This window comes from Spongiibacter marinus, assembly GCF_016906995.1.
In the GTDB taxonomy this organism is placed as follows: Bacteria; Pseudomonadota; Gammaproteobacteria; order Pseudomonadales; family Spongiibacteraceae; genus Spongiibacter; species Spongiibacter marinus.
In genome coordinates, this window is record NZ_JAFBBD010000009.1 from 114,277 (window position 1) to 137,963 (window position 23,687).

Consider the following 23,687-nt stretch of genomic DNA (forward strand, 5'->3'; position numbering starts at 1 on the left):
TGGCCCACGCAAATACGAGGTAGCGCTGTGCCAGAACTTCCAGAGGTCGAAACGGTATGCCGGGGCATTCGCCCCCACTTACAGGGGCGAGTTTTCACCCAGGCAACGGTGCGTCAACCGCAGCTGCGCTGGCCGGTGCCCGACAACCTTAATGAATTACTGCGCAACCAAACGGTTCACAGCGTGAATCGACGGGCGAAGTACGTACTGGTCGAACTGGATCAGGGCAGTCTCATGGTGCATTTGGGTATGTCTGGGCGTTTGTATTTTGTGCCAGCCGGAACGCCTGCAGCCAAGCACGATCACGTGGATTTCGCCCTCGACAGCGGCCAACTGCTTCGCTACACCGATCCCCGCCGCTTTGGCGCGGTGTTGTGGCTTGGCGGCGAAGCCTCAGAACACCATTTACTTTCGCACCTGGGCCCCGAGCCGCTGTCCGAGGATTTTAATGCCGGCTACCTAATTAGCCGAGCAAAGGGGCGTAAGGTTCCGGTGAAAACCCTGTTGATGGACGGCAGGGTGGTTGTCGGCGTGGGTAACATCTACGCCAATGAAGCACTGTTCATGGCAGGTATACGCCCGGACCGCGAGGCAGGCAGCATCAGCAAAGCGCGTTACCAGCGCCTGGTCATGTGCGTAAAGCAAGTGTTGGAGAAAGCCATTGCCCAAGGTGGCACCACCCTGAAAGACTTTGTAGGAGGGGATGGTCGCCCCGGCTACTTTAAACAAGAACTGCTAGTGTACGGCCGCGCGGGCTTACCCTGCCCAACCTGCGCGGGGGCGCTAAAAGAAATCCGCCAGGCCCAGCGCAGTACCGTTTTTTGCTCACGCTGCCAGCGCTAGCGACGTAGGAGCCCGCCTGAGGGCGACCAGAACGAACGCTAGGGATTGGGATCAATCGCGGTCAGGCCCGCTCCTACGTGCCTGACTACGTAGCGTGTTTTCGTAGGAGCGACTTACCCAAAGCACTCCCTGCGGTCGCGGGGCACGCTGTTATACAGGGTATGAGGCACGGATCAGGCTGTGCTGGAACAGGGCGGTGTTTTTCGTAGGAGCCCGCCCGAGGGCGACCAGAACGAACGCTAGGGATTGGAATAAATCGCGGTCAGGCCCGCTCCTACAAAACCTTCGGCTGGTTTATCGTGGCGACTTAAAACCCGGCAATACTGCCCTCGCGCCGGGGGTCGGCACCGCCCAGTAAGCCCTGCTCGGTAATGTGAATAACATGCAGACCGCTGGTTTGGTCGCGCAGTGTCACGGGGTGGCCTCTGCCGCGCATCCTTGCCACCGTGGCGGGGTCGGCTTTGCCGCTTTCCATCTCCACGCCACGCCCCATGGCAATGATATGACCTTCGGCGATGGCCTCGCCCACGGGCATATTGAGCGCAAGGATGCGGTACAGGCTGGCTGCAACATAGTCGATAATACGCGCTCCACCGGGGCTACCCAGCGCCAAAACAGGTTGCTGGTTTTTAAACACAATGGTGGGAGCCATAGACGAGCGTGGCCGTTTGCCAGCGGCAACACGGTTGGCAACCAGCGCCCCGTCATTGCTCAGCGGCGAGAATGAGAAGTCCGTGAGCTGATTGTTCAGCAGAAAACCCCCTACCATCACGCGGGAGCCGAAGGCAGTTTCAATGCTGCTGGTCATACTCACCACATTTCCCCAGCGGTCAACAATGCTGAAATGGGTGGTGGAGGGTAGTTCAGGCGACGAGGCCGAGCGGCGTTTGGGGGCTGCTGCCGGGTTGCCGGGCTTCACGTCTGTGAGGACGGCGGCGTTATCGATCAGCATTGCGCGCTGGCGAAGGTAGTCGCTGTCTACCATTGCTTGGCTGGGCACCTCGACAAAGGCTGGGTCGCCCACATAGTGGTTGCGGTCGGCGAAGGCCAAGCGCGAGGCCTCAATAAAACCGTGCTGCCAATCGGTGCGCAAGCCCATGCGTTGTTCGTATGCATCTAGCATTCCCAGAATGGCCAGTACCGTGGTTGCCCCTGACGACGGCGGCGGTGCGCCACATACCGAGTACTCCCGGAATGGTGCGCACAGTGCGTCGCGCTTGATCGCACGGTAATTCGCCATGTCTTGCAGAGTGAGCTCACCGGCACTATTTGGGTCATTGCGAACGGCATCGACAAGGGCCTGGGCGAGCTTTCCTCGATAAAAGTCCTCGCTGCCGTGTTTTTGTATGCGACCTAGTGTCGCAGCGTAAGCGGGGTTTTTCAGTACATGCCCCACAGGCTTAGGCTGCCAACCGCCGTCTGCACGCGTAAAAAAGTAGCGTTGAATATAGGGGTTTACGGCCACCTTCGGCATGCGCTCAAGCAAAATATGCAGGCGTTCTGATACTGCAAAACCCTGCTTGGCAAGGCGAATTGCTGGCTCAAACAGAGTCGCCCAAGGCAGTTTGCCATGAGCGCGATGGGCAGATTCCAGCATTGCCAATACGCCGGGCACGCCCACCGAGCGGCCGCCAATCACGGCGTCGAAAAAGCGCATGGGCGTGCCATCGGCCTGTAAAAAATACGTGTCGTTGGCGGTGGCTGGCGCGGTTTCCCGGCCGTCCCAACTCTCCAGCACCCCGCGCTGTGCCTGCCAATGAAGCATAAAGGCACCGCCGCCAATGCCAGACGACTGCGGTTCAACCAAACCGAGCACCAATTGCGCCGCAATGGCCGCGTCGACCGCGGAGCCACCTTTTTGCAGCACCCATTTCGCAGCGTCACTGGCATGAGGGTTCGCGGTAACCGCCATTGCGGTTTGGTATCGCGCCGACTTAACTTGGCCGAAGCCGCTCGCCGCTTCCGGAACAATAAGGGGGTCGCTGGCGTGGGCGAACGTGCCCAGGCATAACCAAAGCAATGTCAGCAAGGTTTTGTGCGCTTTCAACAAATTATCCTCCAGTACCGCGGTGGGAAATGCTCGCCGTGGGCCAGTGTAGCGCAAACCCGGTGATGCTCTCACAATTTTGTCAAGGGGTGACATAGCGCGCGAGCTTTGTTTATGATCAGTTTCACTTGCGATACCGAACCGTTATCGCGCGCCACGAATTGGTGTCGGTATCCAGGGAAGGAAACGAGATCGGTACAACCATAACAATAAGACGCAAACGATAGCGACCTAGGGAAGGAATTACGATGTTAGAACAGCTCCCCGCTGTGTATATTTTAGCGAACCGAGAAAGTGGCAGCCTGCACAGTGGTGTAGCCGCCAATTTACGACAACACCTCCATGACTATCGCCAGGCCTTGGGTGAGATTCGCAAAGAGGTATTCGAGCTCGTGTATTTTGAGCTTTTTGAAGACCTCGAACAGGCCTATATGCGGGAGAAACAAATCCAGGAATACTCCCACCGCCGCAAAACCGCCTTAATCGACAGTATTAACCCCAGGTGGGACGATCTCTACCAGACCGGGGAAGAAGCCTGAGCGCCGCGCTTGTTCGTATTCGGTGAATTCGATACCATCTGCCGCCTTAATTGCAATCCGGTGACTTATGAAACGCATCGTATACCCAGGTACTTTCGACCCGATCACCCGCGGTCATATCGATCTGGTAGAGCGCGCCAGCAAACTGTTCGACACCGTTGTGCTCGCTGTCGCGAACAGCGAGAAAAAGCAGCCGATGTTCGCCTTGCAAGAGCGCATGGAACTGTGTGCTGAGGCGCTTTCCCATTTGCCGAATATCGAAGTGTGCAGCTTCACCGGACTGACCGTGGAACTGGCGCAAGAGCAAAACTGCCACAGTATTTTGCGCGGCGTACGCACCGTGGCTGACTACGAGTACGAACTGCAGTTAGCCAACATGAACCGCGCGCTGGCACCGGATTTGGAAACCGTATTCCTGACCCCTGGTGAGTCCCTCTCTTACGTTTCCTCCTCACTGCTGCGCGAAATTGCCAGCATGGGCGGCGACGTTTCACGTTTCGTGCCCGACAACGTCATGGTGGCACTCAACGCCCGCTTCTCACGCAAGTAACGGCAATAGCATGGCACTGCTGATCACCGACGAATGCATCAACTGCGACGTATGCGAGCCAGAGTGCCCTAACGAAGCGATCTATATGGGCGAGGAAATCTACGAAATCGATCCCGCCCGCTGCACCGAATGCGTCGGCCACTTCGACGAACCCCAATGCCAGCAAGTCTGCCCCGTAGACTGCATCCCCCTCGATCCCAACCACATCGAAACCGAAGAACAACTCCTCGCTAAATACCATAAATTGACCGATTGAGCGGAACTGGTCGCGGTCAGGCCCGCTCCTACGGTTGGCGTACATTTTGGTGTAGGGCATCGTGTCCCTTGTAGGAGCCCGCCTGAGGGCGACCGGAACGAACGGTAGAGCGTGGAATCAATCGCGGTCAAGCCCGCTCCTGCGGTTGGCGTACATTTTGGTGTAGGGCAGTGTGGCCCTTGTAGGAGCCCGCCTGAGGGCGACCGGAACGAATGGTAGCGTGTGGAATCAATCGCGGTCAGGCCCGCTCCTACGGTTGGCGTGCATTTTGGTGTAGGGCAGTGTGTCCCTTGTAGGAGCCCGCCTGAGGGCGACCGGAACGAACGGTAGAGCGTGGAATCAATCGCGGTCAAGCCCGCTCCTACGGTTGGCGTACATTTTGGTGTAGGGCAGTGTGACCCTTGTAGGAGCCCGCCTGAGGGCGACCGGAACGAACGGTAGTGTGTGGAATCAATCTCGGTCAGGCCCAATAAAACTGCGAATTACAATGGTTTCATAGCGGCCCTAAAGGCAGGTTTTCAACAAAACTGCTAATTTATAAAAAATGCCTGACACAAGGACGTGTTGATGCCTATCAAATCACGACGTGGTTACGCCTTGAGAACTGGGCGACACTCCATGATTGGTCAAACTTATATGGTCACAACGGTGACGTGGCAGAGAAGCAAAATATTTAGCCGTTTTGAACTTGGCCGCTGCGTTACTCGATCAATCTACGCTTCACCGTACGCACATACTTTGGCCCATGTTGTAATGCCTGACCACTTTCACTGGCTTTTTGAGCTAAAAGATCGAAGCCTTTCAGAAGTCGTTCAGCGAGCTAAAACCGAATCTGCCAAACAGATAAATCACACTCTAAATCGCCCCTCAGCAAAAATCTGGCAACCCGGTTTCTATGATCACGCCTTGCGTCGTGACGAAGACCTGCGCGCAGCGGCGCGATATATCATTGCCAACCCACTTCGAGCAGGATTGGTTGAAGATATTGGTTCATATGCGCTGTGGGACGCGGTGTATTTATAGTTCAGTGGATGCGCGGTCAGGCCCGCTTCTACACGAACGCTCTAGGTGGGCTCATTGTAGGAGCCCGCCTGAGGGCGACTGGAGCGAATGGCACGGATGGCACGGATGGCACGGATGGCACGGATGGCACGGATGGCACGGATGGCACGGATGGGGGTTTGGTCGCGGTCAGGCCCGCTCCTACACGAACGGCCAAGGCAGGTTCATTGTAGGACAGCGTGGCCCGCGAGCAGAGCGAGTGCTGTGGCCAGCCCGCCTGAGGGCGACCAGAACGAACAGTAGGAGTCGATCGATCGCGCTCAGGTCCACTACCCACGACACTCCCAGCGGTCATGGCGCGCGCCGTGCTGCAGGTTATGGCTGGTCGTAGTGCCCTCCAATGGCGAAGATATAAATGGATTTATCGTCGAACCGATATATCACCCGGTCTTTCTGTGAAATCCGTTTTGACCAAAGGCCGGAAAGGTTATGTTTCAGTGGCTCGGGTTTCCCCAAGCCGGAAGAGGGGTCGTTGGATCGGAGCATTTCTCTGAGCAATTTACATAAGGCTTTGTGCAAGCGCTTATCTTTTTCGCGCACGGCCTCATAGGCTTCCCAGGTATTACCCTCAAATACCAGTGATCTCATTCATTTGCTCGTCAGTCGGTTTGTAGCCTTGGCTGCGGGTATGGGTGTCAAGGGAGTCGGCAATTTGCTGCATCAGGCCTTTGTTCTGGAGCACGTAAAGAGTTTCTTGCTCTCGCTCCCAGTCGTCGGCACTAATGACCACAAACGCCTCGCCAGCCCTTCTCGTAACCTTGAGGGGCTCATGCCGGCTAACTACTTCTTCTACAACACTTTTTAAGTTGTCTCTAAACTTGTTTACGCTAATAGTGTCCATGCGGGCGCCATCATGTACGGAAATGCCGTACAACTTTATACCATAAACCCTAATAAGGCCAAAGATTTTGGTCGCGGTCAGGCCCGCTCCTACGCACCTGCGTAGTCCTGCATGAACAAAGCGGTGGTTTTTGTAGGACAGCGTGGCCCTTGTAGGACAGCGTGGCCCGCGAGCAGAGCGAGTGCTGTGGCCAGCCCGCCTGAGGGCGACTGGAGCGAACGGCTCGGATGGATTTGGTCGCGGTCAGGCCCGCTCCTACGGTGATAATTCGCGGCTGAGGCCTACAAAACGCAGGCCGTGCCACGCCTATACTACTTATCCGACTTGTATTCGTAGTGGTAGTAACCATACCCGTAGCCGTAGCCATAACCCGACGCACGGCGCTCTACGGCGTTAAGGACAACGCCCTTCACGGTAATGCCGTTTTGTTCGAAGCGCTGTTTAGTTACTTCCAGCTCTTTAATCGGGTTCAGGCCAAAGCGGGCAACGATCATGGTCACGCCACACTGGCGGCCCACAATGGCGGCATCGGTAACGGCCATAATTGGCGGGGTATCGACAATAACCAGGTCAAACTGTTCTTTTACTTCATTCAGCAGGTCAGTCAGCTGCTGGCTCATCAATAATTCTGACGGGTTGGGAGGAATCACCCCACGAGGCATGACAAACAGCTCGCCAACGCGTGTCGGTTTTATCGCTTCTTGAACGCTAATGCGCTTGCCCAATACGTCGCTCACACCGTTATCCGGCTGCATGCCAAACATCTTGTGCATATAGCCTTTGCGAAGGTCCATATCGATCAGCAGTACGCGCTGCCCCGCCTGGGCAACTACCGCCGCAAGGTTACCCGAAACAAACGACTTACCCACATTGGGACTGGGGCCGGAGATCATCATCACATTGTTTTCAGCTTCCAGCATGGCAAAGTGCAGGCTGGTGCGCAGGTTGCGCAGGCTTTCAATAGCGATATCGGTCGGGTTTTTGTGGGCCAGCAAGTCGTGTGGGTGCTGGTTTTTGTGCTTTTTGCGAATGGCTTGGCGTCGTTTGCCCGCACCATCGAGCTTACGCTGCTCATCGGAAAGCGGAATACTCGTATATACCGGCAGGCCAATAGCCTCGATGTCATCGGGGTTTTCAACACCGCGATTCAGCGCTGAGCGCACCAATACCAAGGCTACCGAGAGAAATCCGCCCAGCAGCGTGGCAATCACTACAATCAGTGGCTTCTTGGGTTTAACGGGCTCTTCCACGTTAACAGCGGCGTCATCAACAATGCGCACATTGCCCACGGTACCCGCCCGCACAATATCCAGCTCCTGAATATTGTTAAGCAATTGGGTGTAAATTTCGGTGCCGACCTCCAGGTCGCGCTTCAGGCCCAGCAGCTCCTGTTGGGTGCCAGGCAAGTTCTTAATGCGCTCATCCAGCTCCTGCTTGCGTGTGCGCAGCTCGGCCATCTGCTCGCGCCACGCTTGGTAAGCGGGGTGGTCGCGAGTATACAGGCGGTCAAGTTCGGCCTGCTGTAATTGCAGCTCGGCAACACTGGTTTCCAACTCGACTACTTGCTCAAGCAGCGCTTCGGCCTCGGCAGTAATGTTTACTGAGCCAGCTTTTACTTGGTAGTCATTAAACTTGCGCTCGGCTTCTTCCAAGTCACGCTTAATGCCCGGTAATTGTTCACGGAGGAAGTCCAGGCTTTTTGATGCCTCGGCAGATTGGCGTTCCACATTCTGACGAAGATAGTTCTGCGCCACCACGTTCAATACATTTTCAGCGTGGCTAGGGGTGTCGTCTTCTAACGACAGGGCGATAATGCCTGAGTCTTTGCCGCGTTCAGAGGCGCCCAGCGTTTCTTGCAGCTCAATAATGGCGCTCAAGCGGCGCTGACGGACAATGCTAAATTCGGTGCCAGGGTTGGCGTTCAGCTCATTGACAAACAAGCTGTACCCCGGTGCGCTGGCGCGCTGGCCAACGCGGCCCTCTAAAATCAATTCATCGTCGGGGGAATACAGCGCGTAGTTGCCATCGCCCAGGCTGCGCAATACGTGCTCTTCGCCGTAAAACGCCGCAGGTACCGAAAATTCACTCACTCTCAGTACTTCGCCGCCCCAGGCATAGCTACTCATGCCCATCAGCGGGGCTGCTATCTCGCCGTCCAAACCGGCGAACCGGCGAGCAACCGCCGCGCCAATAACGGGGAAGTACTTCGGCTCGATAACTATGTCCAGGTTCAGTTTGTCTACCGCGCCGCCCAGCACGGTGCGGCTTTTAATCAACTCTATTTCGGTAACCGCTGCAGATTCGCCACCAAACATCTCGGTGATGTCGCTCATGCCGGGTAAGCCGGGCGACTTCTCTTCTACCTGCACAATGGCGTTGGCGCGGTAGATCGGCGTTGCCAGTAAGGCATAGGCCACGCCAAAAAACATGAAGATAGCGGTAATGCCGACAATCAGGTTTTTGTTGTCCCAAAGGGTGGCAAAAAGGGCGAGCAAATCAATTTCATCGTCTGCCTGGCTGGGTTTGGCAGCATTAACGGGTGCTTGTGTACTCATAGTCATTTCCAACGGGCGATATTACTCGCCTTGTTCTATTCAGTCCGGCCGCTAGGGCGCAATGTATGCGGTGCTATACCCGCGCCATCATTAGTTCTGGTTTTCGATATCACCCAGGGTGTCAGTGGCGATAATGCTCGGCAGCAACTGGCTCAAGAAGCGGTTCCAGCGGGTGATCGGCGCGGGTGACACATACACAATATCGCGTGGCGACAGCGTGAACTTATCAGCCAGCATAAAGCCAACCGCAGAGGCTGCGTTTAGGTGGTAGATGGTGGCGTTATAAACGGGCATACCGTCTTCGTCTCGGCTTACCCCGGTGTTGCGCAGCACGTATATGCCGCGGCCGTCGGCGCGGTTTTCATTAATGCCATTGGCGCTGGCCAGTGCCTCGGCCAGGCTGGTGCCTGTGCGGGACATAAGAATGCCCTGCGGCCGGTTAACTTCGCCGAGTACAAAGACTTTGTCGGCGTCATTGCGTGGCACGTGAATCAGGTCGCCGTGTTGCAGCAGCAGGTTTTCACTCCAGGCGCCGGTTTCATAGAGCGAGCGCAGCGAGATGCTCTGGGTTTCACCATTGCGCGTTAGTTGAATGTCGCCCCACGAGGCATTGTTGGCGAGGCCGCCCAACTGCTCAATGGCGTCGATCAGTGTGAGCGGAATTTTGGTGACTGGCACAACGCCGGGCTGACGAACCGCGCCGCTTACGTACACACGCTGGCTTCTGAAATCTGCCACGCGCACATCGACTTGTGGGCGCTTAATTACCGAGGCCAGCTTTTGCTCCAACTGCGCCTTAATTTCGGCAGTTGTCAGGCCATTCACTTGCAGCTCGCCGGCATAGGGGTAGAACACCGTACCGTCGGCCTTCACCTCGTTGCCACCCTCGGCTGCGGTGCGGAAGGAACCCGCGGGTATCGTTAGTTCGGGGTGTTCCCACACGGTAATGGTCAGCACATCGCCGGGGCCAACGCGGTATTGGTAGTCGTTAAGCTGCTGCTCCAAGTCACTGCTCAGCGTTGCTTGGCGAGCGGCGGGGGCGTTCATATTGGCGAGCAGGGTCGCGTTAATGGGAATGTAGCGAATCTCGGTTTCGGCGGGGGTGTAATCCTCTGGGGTATCGTCAAACCACACCGAGTTCATGCGGCTCATATTACTGCCCGGTACTACCGTGCATGCTGCGCAGCTCAGCACCAATGCGCTGGCAAGCAAATTTTTCACTTTCATTCCCTAACCCTTGCTTACACCGCTGGCCCTGTGGTGCCAGCTAGTCCATAAATAATGTTTTAATTTTCTGTACGAGTCGTATCGTCGGTATTACCAACGATAGCGCGCTTCTATGAAGGCGCTCTCAATGCCATGGTCGTAGTTATACAGTTGCAGGCCATCATCCACCTTGATGTAGCCCACTTCGGCGTTCAAGCCACCAAATTGCTGGCTGTAACTAATTTCCAAGGTATTGCCTTCACCCTGACTGCGGCCAGCAGCGCCCTGACCGCCGCCATCAATATTTAAGGCAACATCGGAGTAACGCAACGACCAACGGCTGCCGTCCGGCAGCATCCAGTCCAGGCCGAGAGTATCCAGCTCGCTGTCGTTGTCGATGCTGGCACCAATGGCGCGGCCCTTATAGCGGTAGCCATTCTTGTAAATGGCATGTTCATACACGTAGTTACTGCGCTCATCGCCGATTAGTGCGCCCGCTGTGGTTTGGGTGCGCTCTAAAAACCAGTGCAGGCGGTGCTTTTCAATTGCAAATAAGCCATTCAGGCCCACTACATGGGTTAAGCGAGAGGGTTGGTAGCCGCTTTCATCTTCGCCAATATGCTGGATGTAAGCGCCTTGATTGCCCCAAGGCGTCGCCCACAGCATCTTTACATCAAAGCCGGCCAGCTGGTTGCCCGGCTCATTTTCCTGGGTAAGTCCGCCGTCCCCGCGGTTGTCATTACCCAGCATAAGATCCTTAAAACTGGAAAAGTTCTCATCGCGGCCATCGCCACCCCACTGGGCGGTGCGGCTGGCAGCAATTTCCAGCCACTGTGCGGGCTTGACCCCTACGCGCATTCCTAACAATTTTGCGCCGGGTACCGCGCGTTCCCCTTCCAGCTGGCCGGCAAAGGCCTGCAGTTGCCAAGGGCCAAGCCAGCTCAATAGCGGCGTTTCAAATTCATGGGCGCGGTTGCGTTGCAGGCTAATGCCTGGAACCGGCCGCGCATTGTTGGAAAGCAACAAACTGCTTTGCCAGCCGGCGCCCCACCAACGGTCAATGGCGCCCAGCGTTACGCCCCAATTACCAAAGGCCCGTGCAAGATAGCTGCCATCTAACCGGCGGTGTTCGCGCGGTGCATCGGGAACGTCATAGCTAAGGCGCAATTCGCCTGCCCAACTGCTGCTCATAAATTCAGCGGAAACAGCGCCGTATTCGGGGGCATTGTTGTTATCGCCGAAGCCGGTTAAAAATCGGCGCTCCTGCTCGCTGTGGGCAAGTTCAATACTGGCGCTAAAGGGTTTGCGCTCCTGCTCAAAGCGGGCCAACAAAGCGTCCAGTGCTTGGCGTTCCAGTGCACTTATATTGCGGGCTTGGGCGCGTTTCAGGTCAGGTAAAATACTGCCCCACATCAGTGGCCATTGAGTGGTTGGTGCGGTAATAACGCCCGTGCTGGAAAGCAACTCAATATGGTGGCGCAAATCCAGCTCGTTTGGCCCAATCCAAGGCTTTGCGCTGGCAATAGAAGGCGCCACGGCACTAGCGGCCAGTAAACAGGCAGACAAAGAAAACGCTTTACACCGCTGGCCAATCAACATGCCTTGGAATTCCATCCTTTTAGTAATTACGCGAACACCCCACGCCGCTGCTCACAACGCCAATATTCCAAACAGGCGAATGCGCCGCAATCATACGCGTGACGTAACAAGAAGGACAAGGATCATGCCAACGAACTGTGACAATGTCACGACATTGCCAATATCGCCCCATAGCCACTTCGCGCGCCTATTGCCTCTCAATGTAGGAGCGGGCCTGACCGCGACCAAAGTATCCGTAGGAGCGGTTTCAACCGCGAACGGCTTCACATCGCCCAACCCACAGCACATTCACGCCCGCACCAAAACAGCCCGCCCAACAACCCGGCGCACCAATCCTGTGCTGTTTCGGTAGGGCGGCGCGCCCGTGACGTTGCAGGACAGCGTATCCCTTGGTGTTGTAGGAGCGGACCCGACCGCGACCCTTGCCAGCGCGCCTCCAATGTCGCTGCCCTATACGCCCCCGGAACCTCTCAATACTCCGCCCAAATTAACCAAACCGTAGCATTTCGCTGCCACACTACGCACCGTAACAAAACGAGCTCGGCAAACTGAGTGCTCAGCCAACATTGGCGCAAAACCTGCATCACAACGCGATGCAGATCGCAGGGTGGTGTGGCAAGCATAGCGGCTCTGCACTGCGCCGATCTTGTCACTATGTCATCTTGTTAGGGATTTGCGGTTGGCTTTTGCACTGATGTGGCGCAAAATAGCGCCCCCTTCCAATGTGTTCAAGTAAGAAAGCTGGTTATCAAGGTATAAGTAAACGCCCGATTATGGTGTGAGAAATATCCCCAGCTAATGGAGGTTGTGCACTTGGCAAAGGGCGCCAGCACGTTAAACACCGAGCATACATTTATGTTAGCGGCCAGCGATATCAAGCGAGGGAATTGCTGTGAATACTAACCCAGTACAAGCGTCCGGATCCGTCCGGCACGGAGGCTTCATTCGTCAGCACCATTCAATGCTGGTTGCCATGCATCAGCTGTTTGATGTGTTGCTGACATGGGGGCTTCTGGCGGCATTCGTTTACATTGCGGGTTATACGTGGGATGTACCCCAGCAAATGGCGGCTTTCCTCACGTCCATTTGTTTCCATATCCTGGCAAATAAAAACGGCCTCTACCTTTCGTGGCGTGGTCACTCCTTATTCGGCGAGGTGCGCGCTGTTTTCCTCACCTGGACGCTGGTTATTGGCGTTTTGCTGACCATCGTTTTCCTATTCGATATGACCGAGCGCTACAGTGGTGGCGTAATGGTGGCGTGGGCGATCGCGGTACCCGTATCCATCAGTTTTTATCGTGTTTCTGCGCGCATCATCATGCGCGAGTTCCGTAGAGCGGGGGTAAATACTCGCCGCATCGCCATAGTGGGGGCCAAAGAACCGGGCTTAAGTTTGGCTCGCAGTATTCTCGGTAGCCCGTGGATGGGCATAGATATCTCTGGCTTCTACGACAACCGCGTGAGTATTGGTAGCCACCCACTGCCAGAAGAAAAGGGTGGTGAAAAATTGCAGGTGATCGGTAATATCGATGCCTTAAAGCAAGAAGCGCGTGCAGGCAGTGTTGACGATATATACATTGCGCTGCCCATGCGTGAAGAAGAAACCATCAAAGAATTGGTCGAAGAGCTTTCCAATAGCTCATGCTGTGTGCACGTAGTGCCGGACTTATTCACTTTCAAAATGCTAAATGCCCGCAGCCGAGAGATCGGTGGCCTGCCTGTTGTAAGCGTTTACGACACCCCTTTCGACTCCTTTGACTCAGCGGTAAAGCGTATTGAGGATGTGGTGCTTAGCTCCATCATCTTATGCTTAATTGCAATCCCCATGCTCATTATTGCGGCAGCGGTTAAGTTCACATCACCTGGCCCAGTTATATTCAAGCAGCGCCGTTACGGCATCAATGGCGAGGAAATTGAGGTGTGGAAATTTCGTAGTATGAGCACTTGTGATAATGGCGATGTAGTGAAGCAAGCCACTAAGGGTGATTCGCGTATTACTAAAGTCGGGGCGTTCATTCGAAAAACATCACTAGATGAACTCCCCCAGTTTATCAATGTTCTTCAGGGCTCTATGAGTATTGTTGGCCCCCGTCCCCATGCTGTGGCTCACAACGAGCTATATCGCGACAAAATCGATGGCTATATGCAGCGCCACTTGGTTAAGCCAGGTATTACTGGCTGGGCGCAAATAAATGGTTGGCGTGGTGAGACGGACACGCTGGAGAAAATGGAAAAGAGGGTCGAATGTGACTTGGAGTACATCGCAAAATGGTCAGTATGGCTTGATATTAAAATAGTCGCTTATACTTTGTTTAAAGGGTTTGTTAATCCTTTGGCATATTGATTTATGCATATATTGTGGCTGGCGGTGCCGCATCGCAGAAGTCATGTGAATTAAGAAAGAGAGTTTATGGATAACTTGGTAATAATTCCCGCTCGAGGTGGCTCAAAAGGTATTCCGGGGAAAAACGTCAAAGAAATAGCAGGCCTGCCGTTGATTGCTTGGAGTATTAAACAAGCGCAAGCTTCGCAGCTAGTTTCGAGGGTGTTGGTAAGTACGGACTGCCCAGAAATTGCGGAAATATCTTTAAGTCACGGCGCGGAAGTTCCATTTATGCGCCCGAAAGAAATTGCATCAGATGTTGCGACTACAGAGTCAGCATTGTTGCATGCGCTCGAATGGTTAGATAAAAACGAGTCTTATGTGCCAAATAATGTGGTTTTGCTCCAGGCAACATCCCCCATTCGAGGGGAGGGGGTTATCGATAGTGCCATTCAAAAGTTTTATCAAGATGATGCCGACTCGTTACTAAGCGTTTGCGAATTCTGGCACTTTCTTTGGGAAGGGGCTTCGAAGCCACTAGCATTGTATGACTATATGAATAGGCCTAGAAGACAGGATATTGATCCAGGGTCCATAAAATACAAAGAAAACGGCTCCATATATATCACCAAATCAGAATCTTTAATTTCCTCTGGAAATCGACTGGCTGGGGAAATATCAATGTATGTTATGGACGAGAGTGAAAGCTTCGAAATAGATACTCCTCTTGACTGGTTGGTGGTTGAGTCAATTATGAAAGCAAAAGGTTTCTAGTCAAATGTTGATTAAGCGGAAAATATCAGACTACTTAGTTTTTGAGAATGAAAGCATTCTCAAGGCATTAGAGAAAATTAATCGGAACAAAAACAGAATTGTCTTTATTGTTAGCGAGAGCGGGACACTTGAGGGTGCCCTGTCAGACGGCGATTTTCGTCGCTGGCTTACCTCCTCTGACGCTTATGATCTGAATGAGCCTGTTTCAGTTGCCATGAATCGCAGAGTTGTTTCAATGCCTATCGACTCGGCAAGAGACAAAATAGAGTCACTATTTGATAAATCTGTTGATCTAATACCTTTGGTCGACGCAAGCAGTCGGTTGGTTGCTGTTGCAGTAGAAAAAGAAAAAGGAATATCCATTGGAAAGCATACAATTTCCGAAAACTCTCCAGCATATCTGATAGCTGAAATTGGTAATAACCACAATGGTGATATTGCGCTAGCAAAAAAAATGGTCGATCTAGCTGTAGGCGCTGGAGCTGACTGCGTTAAGTTTCAAATGAGGGATATGGCGTCACTATATAAAAGTGGCTCCGATAAAGATGATTCAGCCGATCTCGGTGCTCAATATACAATGGACTTGCTCAGCAAGTTCCAATTAAAGACTGATGAGCTTATTGAGGTCTTTGATTATTGCAAAGATAAAGGGCTGACCCCCCTTTGCACGCCTTGGGACATTAAAAGTCTCGAGGTCCTGGAAAATTATGGAATGGAGGCTTACAAAGTGGCCTCCGCCGACTTCACGAATTTGCAGTTGTTGGAAGCACTTGCTGCGACGGGTAAGCCTCTTATCTGTTCAACCGGGATGTGTACGGAGGCGGAGATCAGACAGTCTAGTGACTTTTTGAAAAGTAAAGGCGCCCAATCCGTTGTGCTTCATTGTAATTCGACATACCCAACGCCATTTAAAGACGTGAATCTGGCTTATCTCAAACGGTTGGAAGAGGTAACGGGTTGCTTAGTCGGTTACTCTGGACATGAGAGAGGTATTTCCGTGCCTGTTGCTGCGGTAACAATGGGTGCAAAGGTGGTTGAAAAGCATTTTACTGTCGATAAGGGAATGGAGGGAAATGACCATAAAGTCTCCCTTTTACCCGAAGAATTCAAAGAAATGGTAAAACAGATTCGAGAAGTGGAGGAGGCGCTCGGAGCTGGTGGTGAGCGTGTGATTACTCAAGGAGAAATGATTAATAGAGAGACGCTCGCGAAAAGTCTTGTGATTAATTGTGATCTTCGTGAGGGCGAAGTCATCACTCGCGATATGATTGATGTCAAGAGTCCGGGCCAGGGTTTACAGCCTCTATACTTGGATAGATTGGTTGGCAGGAAGGCTAACCGGGCTTTTAAGCAAGGTGATTTCTTTTATGAATCCGATTTAAAAGATCAAAAAATAATGGCGAGGGACTATAACTTCAATAGGCCATTTGGGATTCCGGTTCGCTATCACGACTACGAAAAATTGGCCTCCCAGACAAATTTGGATTTTGTAGAATTCCACCTAAGTTATCAGGATATGGAGCTTGATCCAGCCGATTTTTTCTCGGCGCCTCAGTCCATTGGGTTTGCCGTGCATAGCCCTGAGCTGTTTTCTGGGGACCATATTTTGGATCTTGCAAGCGACTCCGTTCAGCATAGGGATCGTTCCATCAAAGAGCTGCAAAGGGTTTGCGATGTAACAAGGGGCTTAAAGAAGTTCTTCCCAATAACAGAAAGACCAGTGATCGTAGTAAATGCTGGTGGGTTTAGATCGACGGGCTTTGTGGAAAAAAGCGAAAGGCCTGCAATGTATGAAGAAATCGCCAAATCTCTGGCTGAAATAGATCAGTCAGGAGTGGAGATCATTATACAAACCATGCCTCCGTACCCGTGGCACTTCGGCGGGCAAAGCTACCATAATTTGTTTGTTGACCCGAAAGAGATTGACGATTTCTATAATGAGCACGGCTATCGAATCTGTTACGACGTCTCTCATTCAATGATGGCCTGCAATTACTATAATTGGAAGTTGGCGGAATTCACAAAAACTGTAGGTCATTGCATTGCTCATATGCATATTGTTGATGCATTGGGGGTGGATGGTGAAGGAGTGCAAATAGGTGAAGGTGATGTAGATTTTAAAGAATTGGCTGCTGACCTGAAGGAATACGCCCCCAATGTTCAATTTATCCCTGAAGTGTGGCAGGGGCATAAAAACGAGGGCGAGGGTTTTTGGCTTGCATTGGAGTTTCTTGAGGCATATTTCTTAAAGAGCGCATAGAGGTGTTCGCATCGTTCAAGGGAATTTTTTCTTCTCTATTAAGGGCGGGGCTTGTCTACGCATCGGCGACACTGCTTTATTCAGCTGCAAGACAACTGCTATTCTTGCCAATAACTTATAAATTAGACCCAGATCTTTTTGATAAGCTATCGTACGCCATAATAGTGTGCGATTTTGTAGTGTTTCCTATTGCGGGTAGCGTGGGGGACTATTATCAAAGACGGCACGCTGCCGTCGATAAAGATGGGAGTGAGTTACGCGCTGTTTCCTCGTTGGTTCTGGTCGTAATTATTTTTCTTCCCGTCTTTTTTCTGCTCGGTTTCCAGCTTTCTTTGTCGCTTCTAATGAGTTTGTTTGTGGGGTTGTACGCGCTCAACAATATCTTGCAAAGAAAAATTTACAATGAAATGAAGTTTTCGGAAGCGTATTTTTACAATTTTATAAGAATTATTCCTTTTGTTTTGTTTTTGCTAGCAGCCTGGGTGGGTAAGGTGTATGAATTTTCTGGCTGGCTTTCCTCCGAATTTTTTCTTTTTATATTATTAGCTGTTACAGAGTTCTTGTACTACCTTAGGGTTAAGTCTAAGTCGGTTGAGCCATTGTTCTCAAAATTTTTCTTTATAGGTCCGAAATTTATAAAAGAAGGTGGTGTTCCGATACTTTTCGCAACTTGTGTTGGTTCTCTGGCTTATAGGGGGGAGCTCGTGGCGGCAGGCTTCTTGTGGGATGGCTTTCTTCAGCAGCTGATAATGGCATTGACGTTGGCAAACATAATTCTTTCGCCCATTTCTCTCTTTTGTTCGGCACCGCTTATGAGCTTTATAATAAAAAATGAGGTCGAATTGTCGTCGAAATTAAAGCTACTGCTGGCCGCATTTTCGCTCTTGCTATCGTTACTTTCATTTCTAGTTGCTTATAGTGCCCTTCCTTTTTTTGTGGATGTAATTTACGGGGAAATCTTGATTCATGATGTAAGGTTGGCGGTCGCCTTCACTGTGGCAAGTTTGGTGTCATTTTTCTTTCTGAAGACATTCGTTACAAAATTCTCTAGTTTAAAAATAATTTATTTTTCAAACTTAATAATTGTGCTTTCGGCAATTTTTGTTTACGCGTTTGCTGGATTGATCGAATTCATATTTGTGTGGGCTGTTTTTTCGCTCGCTAGAATGCTGTCGCCGATATTTGCATTAATCGTTAGCGGGTCAAGGGTAATAAAATGAAAAGCTTGGCTTTGCTAACCCCATTTCTCTACCTGATAACTGTTTTGTCGAAAATATTACTCCTTCAAAATCCTGTGTCATATGTGTTATTGACGTTGATTTTGGGTGCGCCGTTGCTGGCGGCCTCAATCGCCAAAAGACGGTTTTTGATTGCTTTTTTCACCATTCTTCATTGGGAAGTTCTGCTCGTAATATGGGTTAAATATTTGCTGTTTGGATCAGTTCCGGATTCGTGGAGGGCCATTTTTTACAGTGAAAAGGTAGTGGGTGATGCGGCATTGATAACAGCTATATTTCTAGATCTTGTGTACGTTGTTTTTTCCTTGGTTCTTATCGCGAAGGATGAGGGCCATGTCAGAAGAAAGCGTATTCTTCTTGAAAAAATAAGAGATACAGATACCTTTAAAGTAGAACTGATTTCGGTGGGGGGGATTATATTCTGTTTGGTTTATGCTTTGACGGATTTAAAGTTTGTTTTGTACGGCAAAATCGGGTACACGCAAATGGTTTCTGGGTTTCCGTTCTTAGAACTTTATCAACTTATAGGATATATCTCCATTTTCAATTTTTCGGCGATTTATGCCCGAAGGTCGGGAAAAGTCTTTTTGCTTTTATATGGCCTGATGTTGCTCGCTTTGCTTTTTTCAGGATTTAGAGGAGTTTTTGTTGGTTTAGCTATATTTTCATTCTGTGTTTATTACACGTATGCGAAGCCAAACGTGACTAGATTAGTATTGATCGGCGTTGTCGCAATTTTTGTCCTAAATATAGTCGCTGTAACTCGTGTGGGGTTCGATAGTGCTGGGGGGGGCGTCCTCTCGCGGTTTGGTAGCCACGAAGAAAACGAATTTTTTACTCTTGTCGCTACGATGGAAAAAAAGGCGGAAGTAGAAAAGAATACATACTTAATGTCTTTGTGTAGGCAGGTACCCTTTTCGGCTCTATTTCTTGGTGGAGAAGCTTGCGATAGGTCGTCAGTTTATATGGGGGGGTACATTCTGCCAGTTTCTATTCTGGAAAGTGGCATTAATATGGGGGCCTTTTCTTTGGCTGAGGCGGTCTTTAATTACGGAATCGACGGGGGGGTTTTGTTCTTATGTGGCGTGGCCTTGCTGGTGGTATTTTTTGAAGTTAAAAGCAAAAATAATGAAGTCTGGATGTCGATAGCTTACTTGCTTGCGGCGCAAAGCTACACTTTTGCTTATTATGGGTCGTCTAATTTCTTTGCGATGATTGTTCCTGCCATACTGATGTTTTTTTTATACTCTTTCTTTCGGCGAATCAAGCAGAGTTAATCTACTGGAGAGTGGGATGTCAAAGAAACAAGTAAGATTGGAGTATCTCGACGGCCTCAGAGGAGCAGCCGCGATATTAGTATCTGTGGTGCATTATCTGATGGTTGTCAAAAGTGAAGGGATGGTCGCTGCTTGGGAGGCTCCTTTTGTAACGCTGTTCACTGAGTATTTCGACTTAGGTAAAATCGGGGTGGTTATTTTTTTTGCTATAAGTGGATTTATTATCCCTAGCTCTTTTAAGTCTGGGGTTTCTAAAAAGGCTTCTGTAAAGAAGTTTTTTATTTCTAGAGTTTTTCGCTTATATCCTGTGTATTGGTTCTCTATACCATTGGGGTTGTGGGCATTCTGGATTATTCAGGAAAAGGATTTTTCGGTAAGTATTGTATTTGCAAATTTTACTATGTTGCAGCAGTTCGTGGGAGTGAAAAATATTATTGGCGTGTATTGGACTCTCCAGGTTGAGATAATATTTTATGTTCTTTGTGTGATGCTGTTTTTATTAGGTAAGCTAAATGATAGGTGTTTTTCCTTTTATTGTAGTATCGCGGCATTGGTGGTGGCCATTTTGATGTCTTATTTGCGGGGCGCTTTGGAGGTAAAGCTTCCGGTGGCGGTACCTTTGGCTCTTTCTGTTATGTTCTTTGGTGGGTTGTGGCGAGAATTAACCTTAAATAAAGATTCCGAGGCTGGGCAATTCTGTATTATATATCTGATTTTTTTCTTCGTATCAATGCCCATAATTTCGGTTTTTGCGTACAATTTAGACATGGGGTGGGGGGAGACCTGGTATAGATATTTAATAAGTTATTATTCGGCGATTACGCTGTTTTGCTTGATGACTAGTAAATATAAGTTGGTAGGTCCCGTTTTCTCATATCTGGGTAGGGTTAGTTATTCGTACTACTTACTACACCCGGTTTGTATAGTTTTTGTGGTGGATGTCGCGCTTCCCTTTTTTGGCTGCTTTCCGGAAAGTGGTTTATTTGTTGTGTTGGGTACCATTATTTTGGCTATGATGCTGTCTAGTTTGACGTATAGCTTTATAGAGAAGCCTTCGATTAAAGTTGGGAGAGTTATTGCTGAAAGGAGGCTTGGGGTATGAAGGTGCTTGCTTTCTGTAGAAGTCCGTATCATGTAAAATTGTTGCAATCCAATTTTTTTTCTAACGAAGAGATTTTAATAGCGTTCCTTTCTCAGAAGAGGGTGGGTGGGATCGAGTGGCGGAATGTGATTTTAGGTTCTGAGACGAGCCGGCTGTTGCCTTCTTCATTTCGAAAGAATATCAAATATTATGAAGAGGTTAAAAAGCTTATCGGCGAAGAAAATCCTGATAAGATTATTATTTTTAATACCTACACTCCTTTGGCTAAGTATTTGCTAAAGGGTTGGAAGGGGCGAATTGAGCTCTGGGAGGATGGAATGAATCATTACATCTGCGAGCATAACGGTTTGGTTTATTATTTTAAGGCAATTATAAAGTTATTTTTGGGGTATAGCTGGGTCGAATTTTGGCGGGTGTATAGCTCGACAGATGTTTTTGTCCGGGATAGATTTGATCGCGGGAATTTGAATTTTGATGTTAAATCTGTTTTTTCTGAAAACGCAAGAGCTGTGTATGTGGGGCAGCCAATAGTAGAGGACGGGTTTGTGAGTGGCCAGTCATTCATATCAGGCATGAAAAAAATGGTCGATGAATTTGGGTTGGGGGAAATGGTTTATATTCCCCACCCAAGAGAGCGCAATACATTAGTATTGTTAGAAGAAGATGCTCGCTTGCGATCTATTATTGAAATCGTTGATATAGATGGGTTGGGTTTTGATAGCGCTGAGGCCTATCTTGTGGAGTGCCGAGCGTCAATGCTTTTTTCGGCATTTTCCACGGTGAACATGAACGTTGAGATGCCGGTCGGAAGGAATTTTTTTGTACCTTCTATTTTCAATTTGAAGAGAATAAAGCGATCGCTTGGTCGGCTGCCATTTTTGAATGTCGAGGTATGCTAAGTAGCTCTGTTTAACGGTTGGTTGAAATGAGCTTTTAGTTCTTTAATGTATCCTAGTTTTTACGAGTAGAGTTGTATCTTTTTTCGTAATAGGTTGGTCATGGCTAGATTTTTATTGAAATTATTATATCGTTTTTTTTCTGCCTTATTTTCACAAATTTGGTTCTTGGTCGCCTATTTTCAGTGTGAAAGCATTGGGGTGGGGGCGAAATTCAATTCGATGTGTCGCTTTCCTCGTAGAACGAGGATTGGGGTGGATTGTCATTTCAATGGCGTGGATGCACGGGGTAAGGGTGCGTTAATAGTAGGGGATAATTTTCATTCCGGAAGGGATTTGCTGATATATACATCGAATCATGATTTTATGACTGACAAAACTTTGCCATACTCGTCAGGCTTTATTAGCAAGGATGTTGTGATTGGAGATAATGTGTGGATCGGTAGCAGGGTGATTTTATTGCCAGGCGTAATGATTGGGGATGGCGCAATAATTGGTGCTGGTTCGGTCGTATCTAAAGGTGTGGATTCCATGGCTATCGTAGCAGGTAATCCTGCTAAAAAGTTGGGGGAGAGAGACAAAATTCTCTATGCGCGAGCATTAGCAAACATGAGGAGGAATGATGGGGCTTCTTAAGGACATTGCTGCAGACATAAAGGCTGTTCCGGGGAATCCTTTTTTGGTTGCCTTTTCTAATCGTGGGTTTCATTCGCTTCTTGTGTATAGACTATCTAACTTACTCTTTCGTTTAAGGTTGTCTTTTCTTTCGTTAATATTGACGCGGCTGGTGCAAATTGTCTATGGCATAGATATTTCGTATAAGGCAACCATAGCTGGCGGGGTTTGTATTGTACATGGTGTCGGCTTGGTTGTTGGTAACGGCGTAAAAATAGGGGCAGGTGTAAAGATTTATCACGGTGTAACACTAGGAATTCTTGATGCTTGCGGCGTAGGAGACGGTTTTCCTGATATAAGAACCGGCGTTATGCTAGGTGCAGGCAGTTGTGTGCTCGGTCCAGTTGTGGTTGGTGCTAATTCGATAGTTGGTGCAAATTCCGTTGTTCTAAAAGATGTCCCGGCAGAAATGGTTGCGGTAGGTGTTCCGGCGACGGCGAGGGTAAAATGAAGGTAGCTATTGTCCACGATTGGTTGACTGATTTAGGGGGGGCAGAAAAGGTTCTTTCGGTTTTATTCAAAATTTATCCTCAAGCTGATATCTTTACCTTGGTTGATGCACTCACCGAAGGTCAGAGAACGTATATTTTTGGTGAGAGAATGCCGAAGATAAATCAAAGTTTTTTGGGAAAAAGTAAGTTTTTTAGAAAGCGATTCAGGAAATTTTTAGCTTTATTTCCATTTTTTATCGAGCAATTCGATCTGTCCGATTATGATCTTGTTATCTCTAGTTCATACTGCGTTGCTAAGGGAGTGTTGACAGGGCCTGACCAGGTCCATATTTCATACTGCCATAGCCCCGCTAGATATGCCTGGGATTTGCAAGGACAATATTTAAAGGAAAGTGGTCTTGATTCAGGTCTGGGTGGTTTTTTTGCGCGGCTTGTTTTGTATTTTTTTCGCCGTTGGGATGTGGGTTCAAATAATGGCGTCGATTTGTTTTTGGCAAATAGCAAGTATATTAAAAGGCGTATTAAGAAAGTTTACGGTCGTGATGCCGATGTAATTTATCCGCCAGTATCGCTGGGTTCGGAAGGGGCTTTTCTTGATCGTGATGATTTTTATTTTACAGCATCTCGGATGGTCCCGTATAAAAAGGTAAAGCTAATCGTCGAGGCATTTGCAGCCGCAGAAGGGCGTCGCCTCATTGTCGCCGGCGACGGGCCTGAGTATAAAAATATTGAACGTTTTTTGAATAGTAGAAATGTTGAAAATGTTTCTTTGGTTGGGCGAGTAAGTGATGAGGAATTGGTCACGCTTATGGGTTCTTGTAAGGCTTTTGTGTACGCTGCGGAAGAGGACTTTGGGATTGTTCCTGTTGAAGCGCAGCTTTTGGGAACGCCGGTCGTATGTTTTTCTAAAGGTGGTGGAGGAGAAACTGTTGTAAATGGTGTGACAGGTGTTCATTTCGACGATCAGTCGGTGGTCTCCATTTTGTCAGCTTTGAACGATTTTGAGGCCGGCTCATTTTCTCATGACGAAATACGTAGAAAGGCGCTGTCATTTTCCGAGGTTAGATTTGTTGATGAGTTTAAGTGTGCGGTTAGCAAGGCTATTTCTTTGCGTACTTGAGGGGCATTAATTTATTTTCCCTCTGGCATGATTTTTCGTCTTCAGTAATTAGCTTTTTAGGGTGTAACCGGG

General features: G+C 49.8%; 21 protein-coding genes. 15 read left to right on the top strand and 6 right to left on the bottom strand.

Going from position 1 to position 23,687, the window contains the following annotated elements:
* Positions 1–27 precede the first annotated feature (27 nt).
* Positions 28–843 (top strand): bifunctional DNA-formamidopyrimidine glycosylase/DNA-(apurinic or apyrimidinic site) lyase, encoded by an 816-nt coding sequence (gene mutM, locus HNR64_RS14600; RefSeq protein WP_204997170.1) that lies wholly within the window; start codon positions 28–30, stop codon positions 841–843.
* Positions 844–1,150: 307 nt separating this feature from the next.
* Here mutM and ggt read toward each other — a convergent pair whose 3' ends face one another.
* Positions 1,151–2,890, bottom strand: coding sequence for a gamma-glutamyltransferase (gene ggt / locus HNR64_RS14605; RefSeq protein ID WP_239547885.1), 1,740 nt, complete (start codon positions 2,888–2,890; stop codon positions 1,151–1,153).
* A gap of 248 nt (positions 2,891–3,138) precedes the next feature.
* Between ggt and HNR64_RS14610 the strand changes: the two genes are divergently transcribed.
* The 4 genes from HNR64_RS14610 to HNR64_RS14625 all read left to right on the top strand — a co-directional run bounded on the left by HNR64_RS14610 (position 3,139) and on the right by HNR64_RS14625 (position 5,258).
* Positions 3,139–3,429, top strand: a complete 291-nt coding sequence (locus HNR64_RS14610) for a GIY-YIG nuclease family protein (RefSeq protein WP_204997172.1) — start codon at positions 3,139–3,141, stop codon at positions 3,427–3,429.
* Positions 3,430–3,496: 67 nt separating this feature from the next.
* Complete coding sequence (gene coaD, locus HNR64_RS14615) at positions 3,497–3,979, top strand: pantetheine-phosphate adenylyltransferase (protein WP_027875205.1); 483 nt, start codon at positions 3,497–3,499, stop codon at positions 3,977–3,979.
* 10 nt (positions 3,980–3,989) lie between these two features.
* Positions 3,990–4,235, top strand: coding sequence for a YfhL family 4Fe-4S dicluster ferredoxin (locus HNR64_RS14620; protein ID WP_027875204.1), 246 nt, complete (start codon positions 3,990–3,992; stop codon positions 4,233–4,235).
* A gap of 567 nt (positions 4,236–4,802) precedes the next feature.
* Positions 4,803–5,258: an REP-associated tyrosine transposase gene (locus HNR64_RS14625; protein WP_204997173.1), complete on the top strand. Its 456-nt coding sequence runs from the start codon at positions 4,803–4,805 to the stop codon at positions 5,256–5,258.
* Positions 5,259–5,612: 354 nt separating this feature from the next.
* On the opposite strand, the gene HNR64_RS14630 is transcribed toward HNR64_RS14625, so the two are convergent.
* The 5 genes from HNR64_RS14630 to HNR64_RS14650 form a co-directional block, all read right to left on the bottom strand.
* Positions 5,613–5,885, bottom strand: a complete 273-nt coding sequence (locus HNR64_RS14630; protein ID WP_204997174.1) for a Txe/YoeB family addiction module toxin — start codon at positions 5,883–5,885, stop codon at positions 5,613–5,615.
* Entirely contained in the window at positions 5,866–6,138 is a 273-nt protein-coding gene (locus HNR64_RS14635; RefSeq protein ID WP_204997175.1) for a type II toxin-antitoxin system Phd/YefM family antitoxin, read from the bottom strand. Before HNR64_RS14635 ends, HNR64_RS14630 begins: the two co-directional genes overlap by 20 nt.
* A gap of 311 nt (positions 6,139–6,449) precedes the next feature.
* The gene (locus HNR64_RS14640; RefSeq protein WP_204997176.1) at positions 6,450–8,693 is read right to left on the bottom strand and encodes a polysaccharide biosynthesis tyrosine autokinase; all 2,244 of its coding nucleotides are present in this window, start codon (positions 8,691–8,693) and stop codon (positions 6,450–6,452) included.
* 90 nt (positions 8,694–8,783) lie between these two features.
* Positions 8,784–9,920, bottom strand: coding sequence for a polysaccharide export protein (locus HNR64_RS14645; protein WP_204997177.1), 1,137 nt, complete (start codon positions 9,918–9,920; stop codon positions 8,784–8,786).
* A gap of 90 nt (positions 9,921–10,010) precedes the next feature.
* A complete protein-coding gene (locus tag HNR64_RS14650; RefSeq protein ID WP_204997178.1) occupies positions 10,011–11,498 on the bottom strand; it encodes a capsule assembly Wzi family protein in 1,488 nt (495 codons plus the stop codon).
* An 892-nt stretch (positions 11,499–12,390) separates the two neighbouring features.
* On the opposite strand from HNR64_RS14650, the gene HNR64_RS14655 reads away from it, so the two are divergent.
* From HNR64_RS14655 to HNR64_RS14700, 10 genes are all read left to right on the top strand, one after another.
* Positions 12,391–13,842: an undecaprenyl-phosphate glucose phosphotransferase gene (locus HNR64_RS14655; RefSeq protein ID WP_338061862.1), complete on the top strand. Its 1,452-nt coding sequence runs from the start codon at positions 12,391–12,393 to the stop codon at positions 13,840–13,842.
* Positions 13,843–13,908: 66 nt separating this feature from the next.
* Complete coding sequence (locus HNR64_RS14660) at positions 13,909–14,595, top strand: acylneuraminate cytidylyltransferase family protein (protein ID WP_204997179.1); 687 nt, start codon at positions 13,909–13,911, stop codon at positions 14,593–14,595.
* A 4-nt stretch (positions 14,596–14,599) separates the two neighbouring features.
* Positions 14,600–16,855 carry an N-acetylneuraminate synthase family protein gene (locus HNR64_RS14665; protein WP_204997180.1) on the top strand — a complete coding sequence of 752 codons (2,256 nt, stop codon included), beginning with the start codon at positions 14,600–14,602 and terminating at the stop codon, positions 16,853–16,855.
* Between the two features lie 2 nt (positions 16,856–16,857).
* Positions 16,858–18,075 carry a hypothetical protein gene (locus HNR64_RS14670; protein ID WP_204997181.1) on the top strand — a complete coding sequence of 406 codons (1,218 nt, stop codon included), beginning with the start codon at positions 16,858–16,860 and terminating at the stop codon, positions 18,073–18,075.
* Positions 18,072–19,370: a hypothetical protein gene (locus tag HNR64_RS14675; RefSeq protein ID WP_204997182.1), complete on the top strand. Its 1,299-nt coding sequence runs from the start codon at positions 18,072–18,074 to the stop codon at positions 19,368–19,370. The genes HNR64_RS14670 and HNR64_RS14675 overlap by 4 nt, the downstream gene beginning before the upstream one ends.
* Positions 19,371–19,386: 16 nt before the next feature.
* A complete protein-coding gene (locus tag HNR64_RS14680) occupies positions 19,387–20,472 on the top strand; it encodes an acyltransferase family protein (RefSeq protein WP_204997183.1) in 1,086 nt (361 codons plus the stop codon).
* A complete protein-coding gene (locus HNR64_RS14685) occupies positions 20,469–21,371 on the top strand; it encodes a hypothetical protein (protein ID WP_204997184.1) in 903 nt (300 codons plus the stop codon). The genes HNR64_RS14680 and HNR64_RS14685 overlap by 4 nt, the downstream gene beginning before the upstream one ends.
* A 99-nt stretch (positions 21,372–21,470) precedes the next feature.
* Positions 21,471–22,004 (top strand): acyltransferase, encoded by a 534-nt coding sequence (locus HNR64_RS14690; RefSeq protein ID WP_204997185.1) that lies wholly within the window; start codon positions 21,471–21,473, stop codon positions 22,002–22,004.
* Entirely contained in the window at positions 21,988–22,494 is a 507-nt protein-coding gene (locus tag HNR64_RS14695; protein WP_204997186.1) for a serine O-acetyltransferase, read from the top strand. Before HNR64_RS14690 ends, HNR64_RS14695 begins: the two co-directional genes overlap by 17 nt.
* On the top strand, positions 22,491–23,615 hold the full coding sequence (locus HNR64_RS14700) for a glycosyltransferase (protein WP_204997187.1): 1,125 nt from the start codon (positions 22,491–22,493) through the stop codon (positions 23,613–23,615). The genes HNR64_RS14695 and HNR64_RS14700 overlap by 4 nt, the downstream gene beginning before the upstream one ends.
* Positions 23,616–23,687 lie beyond the last annotated feature (72 nt).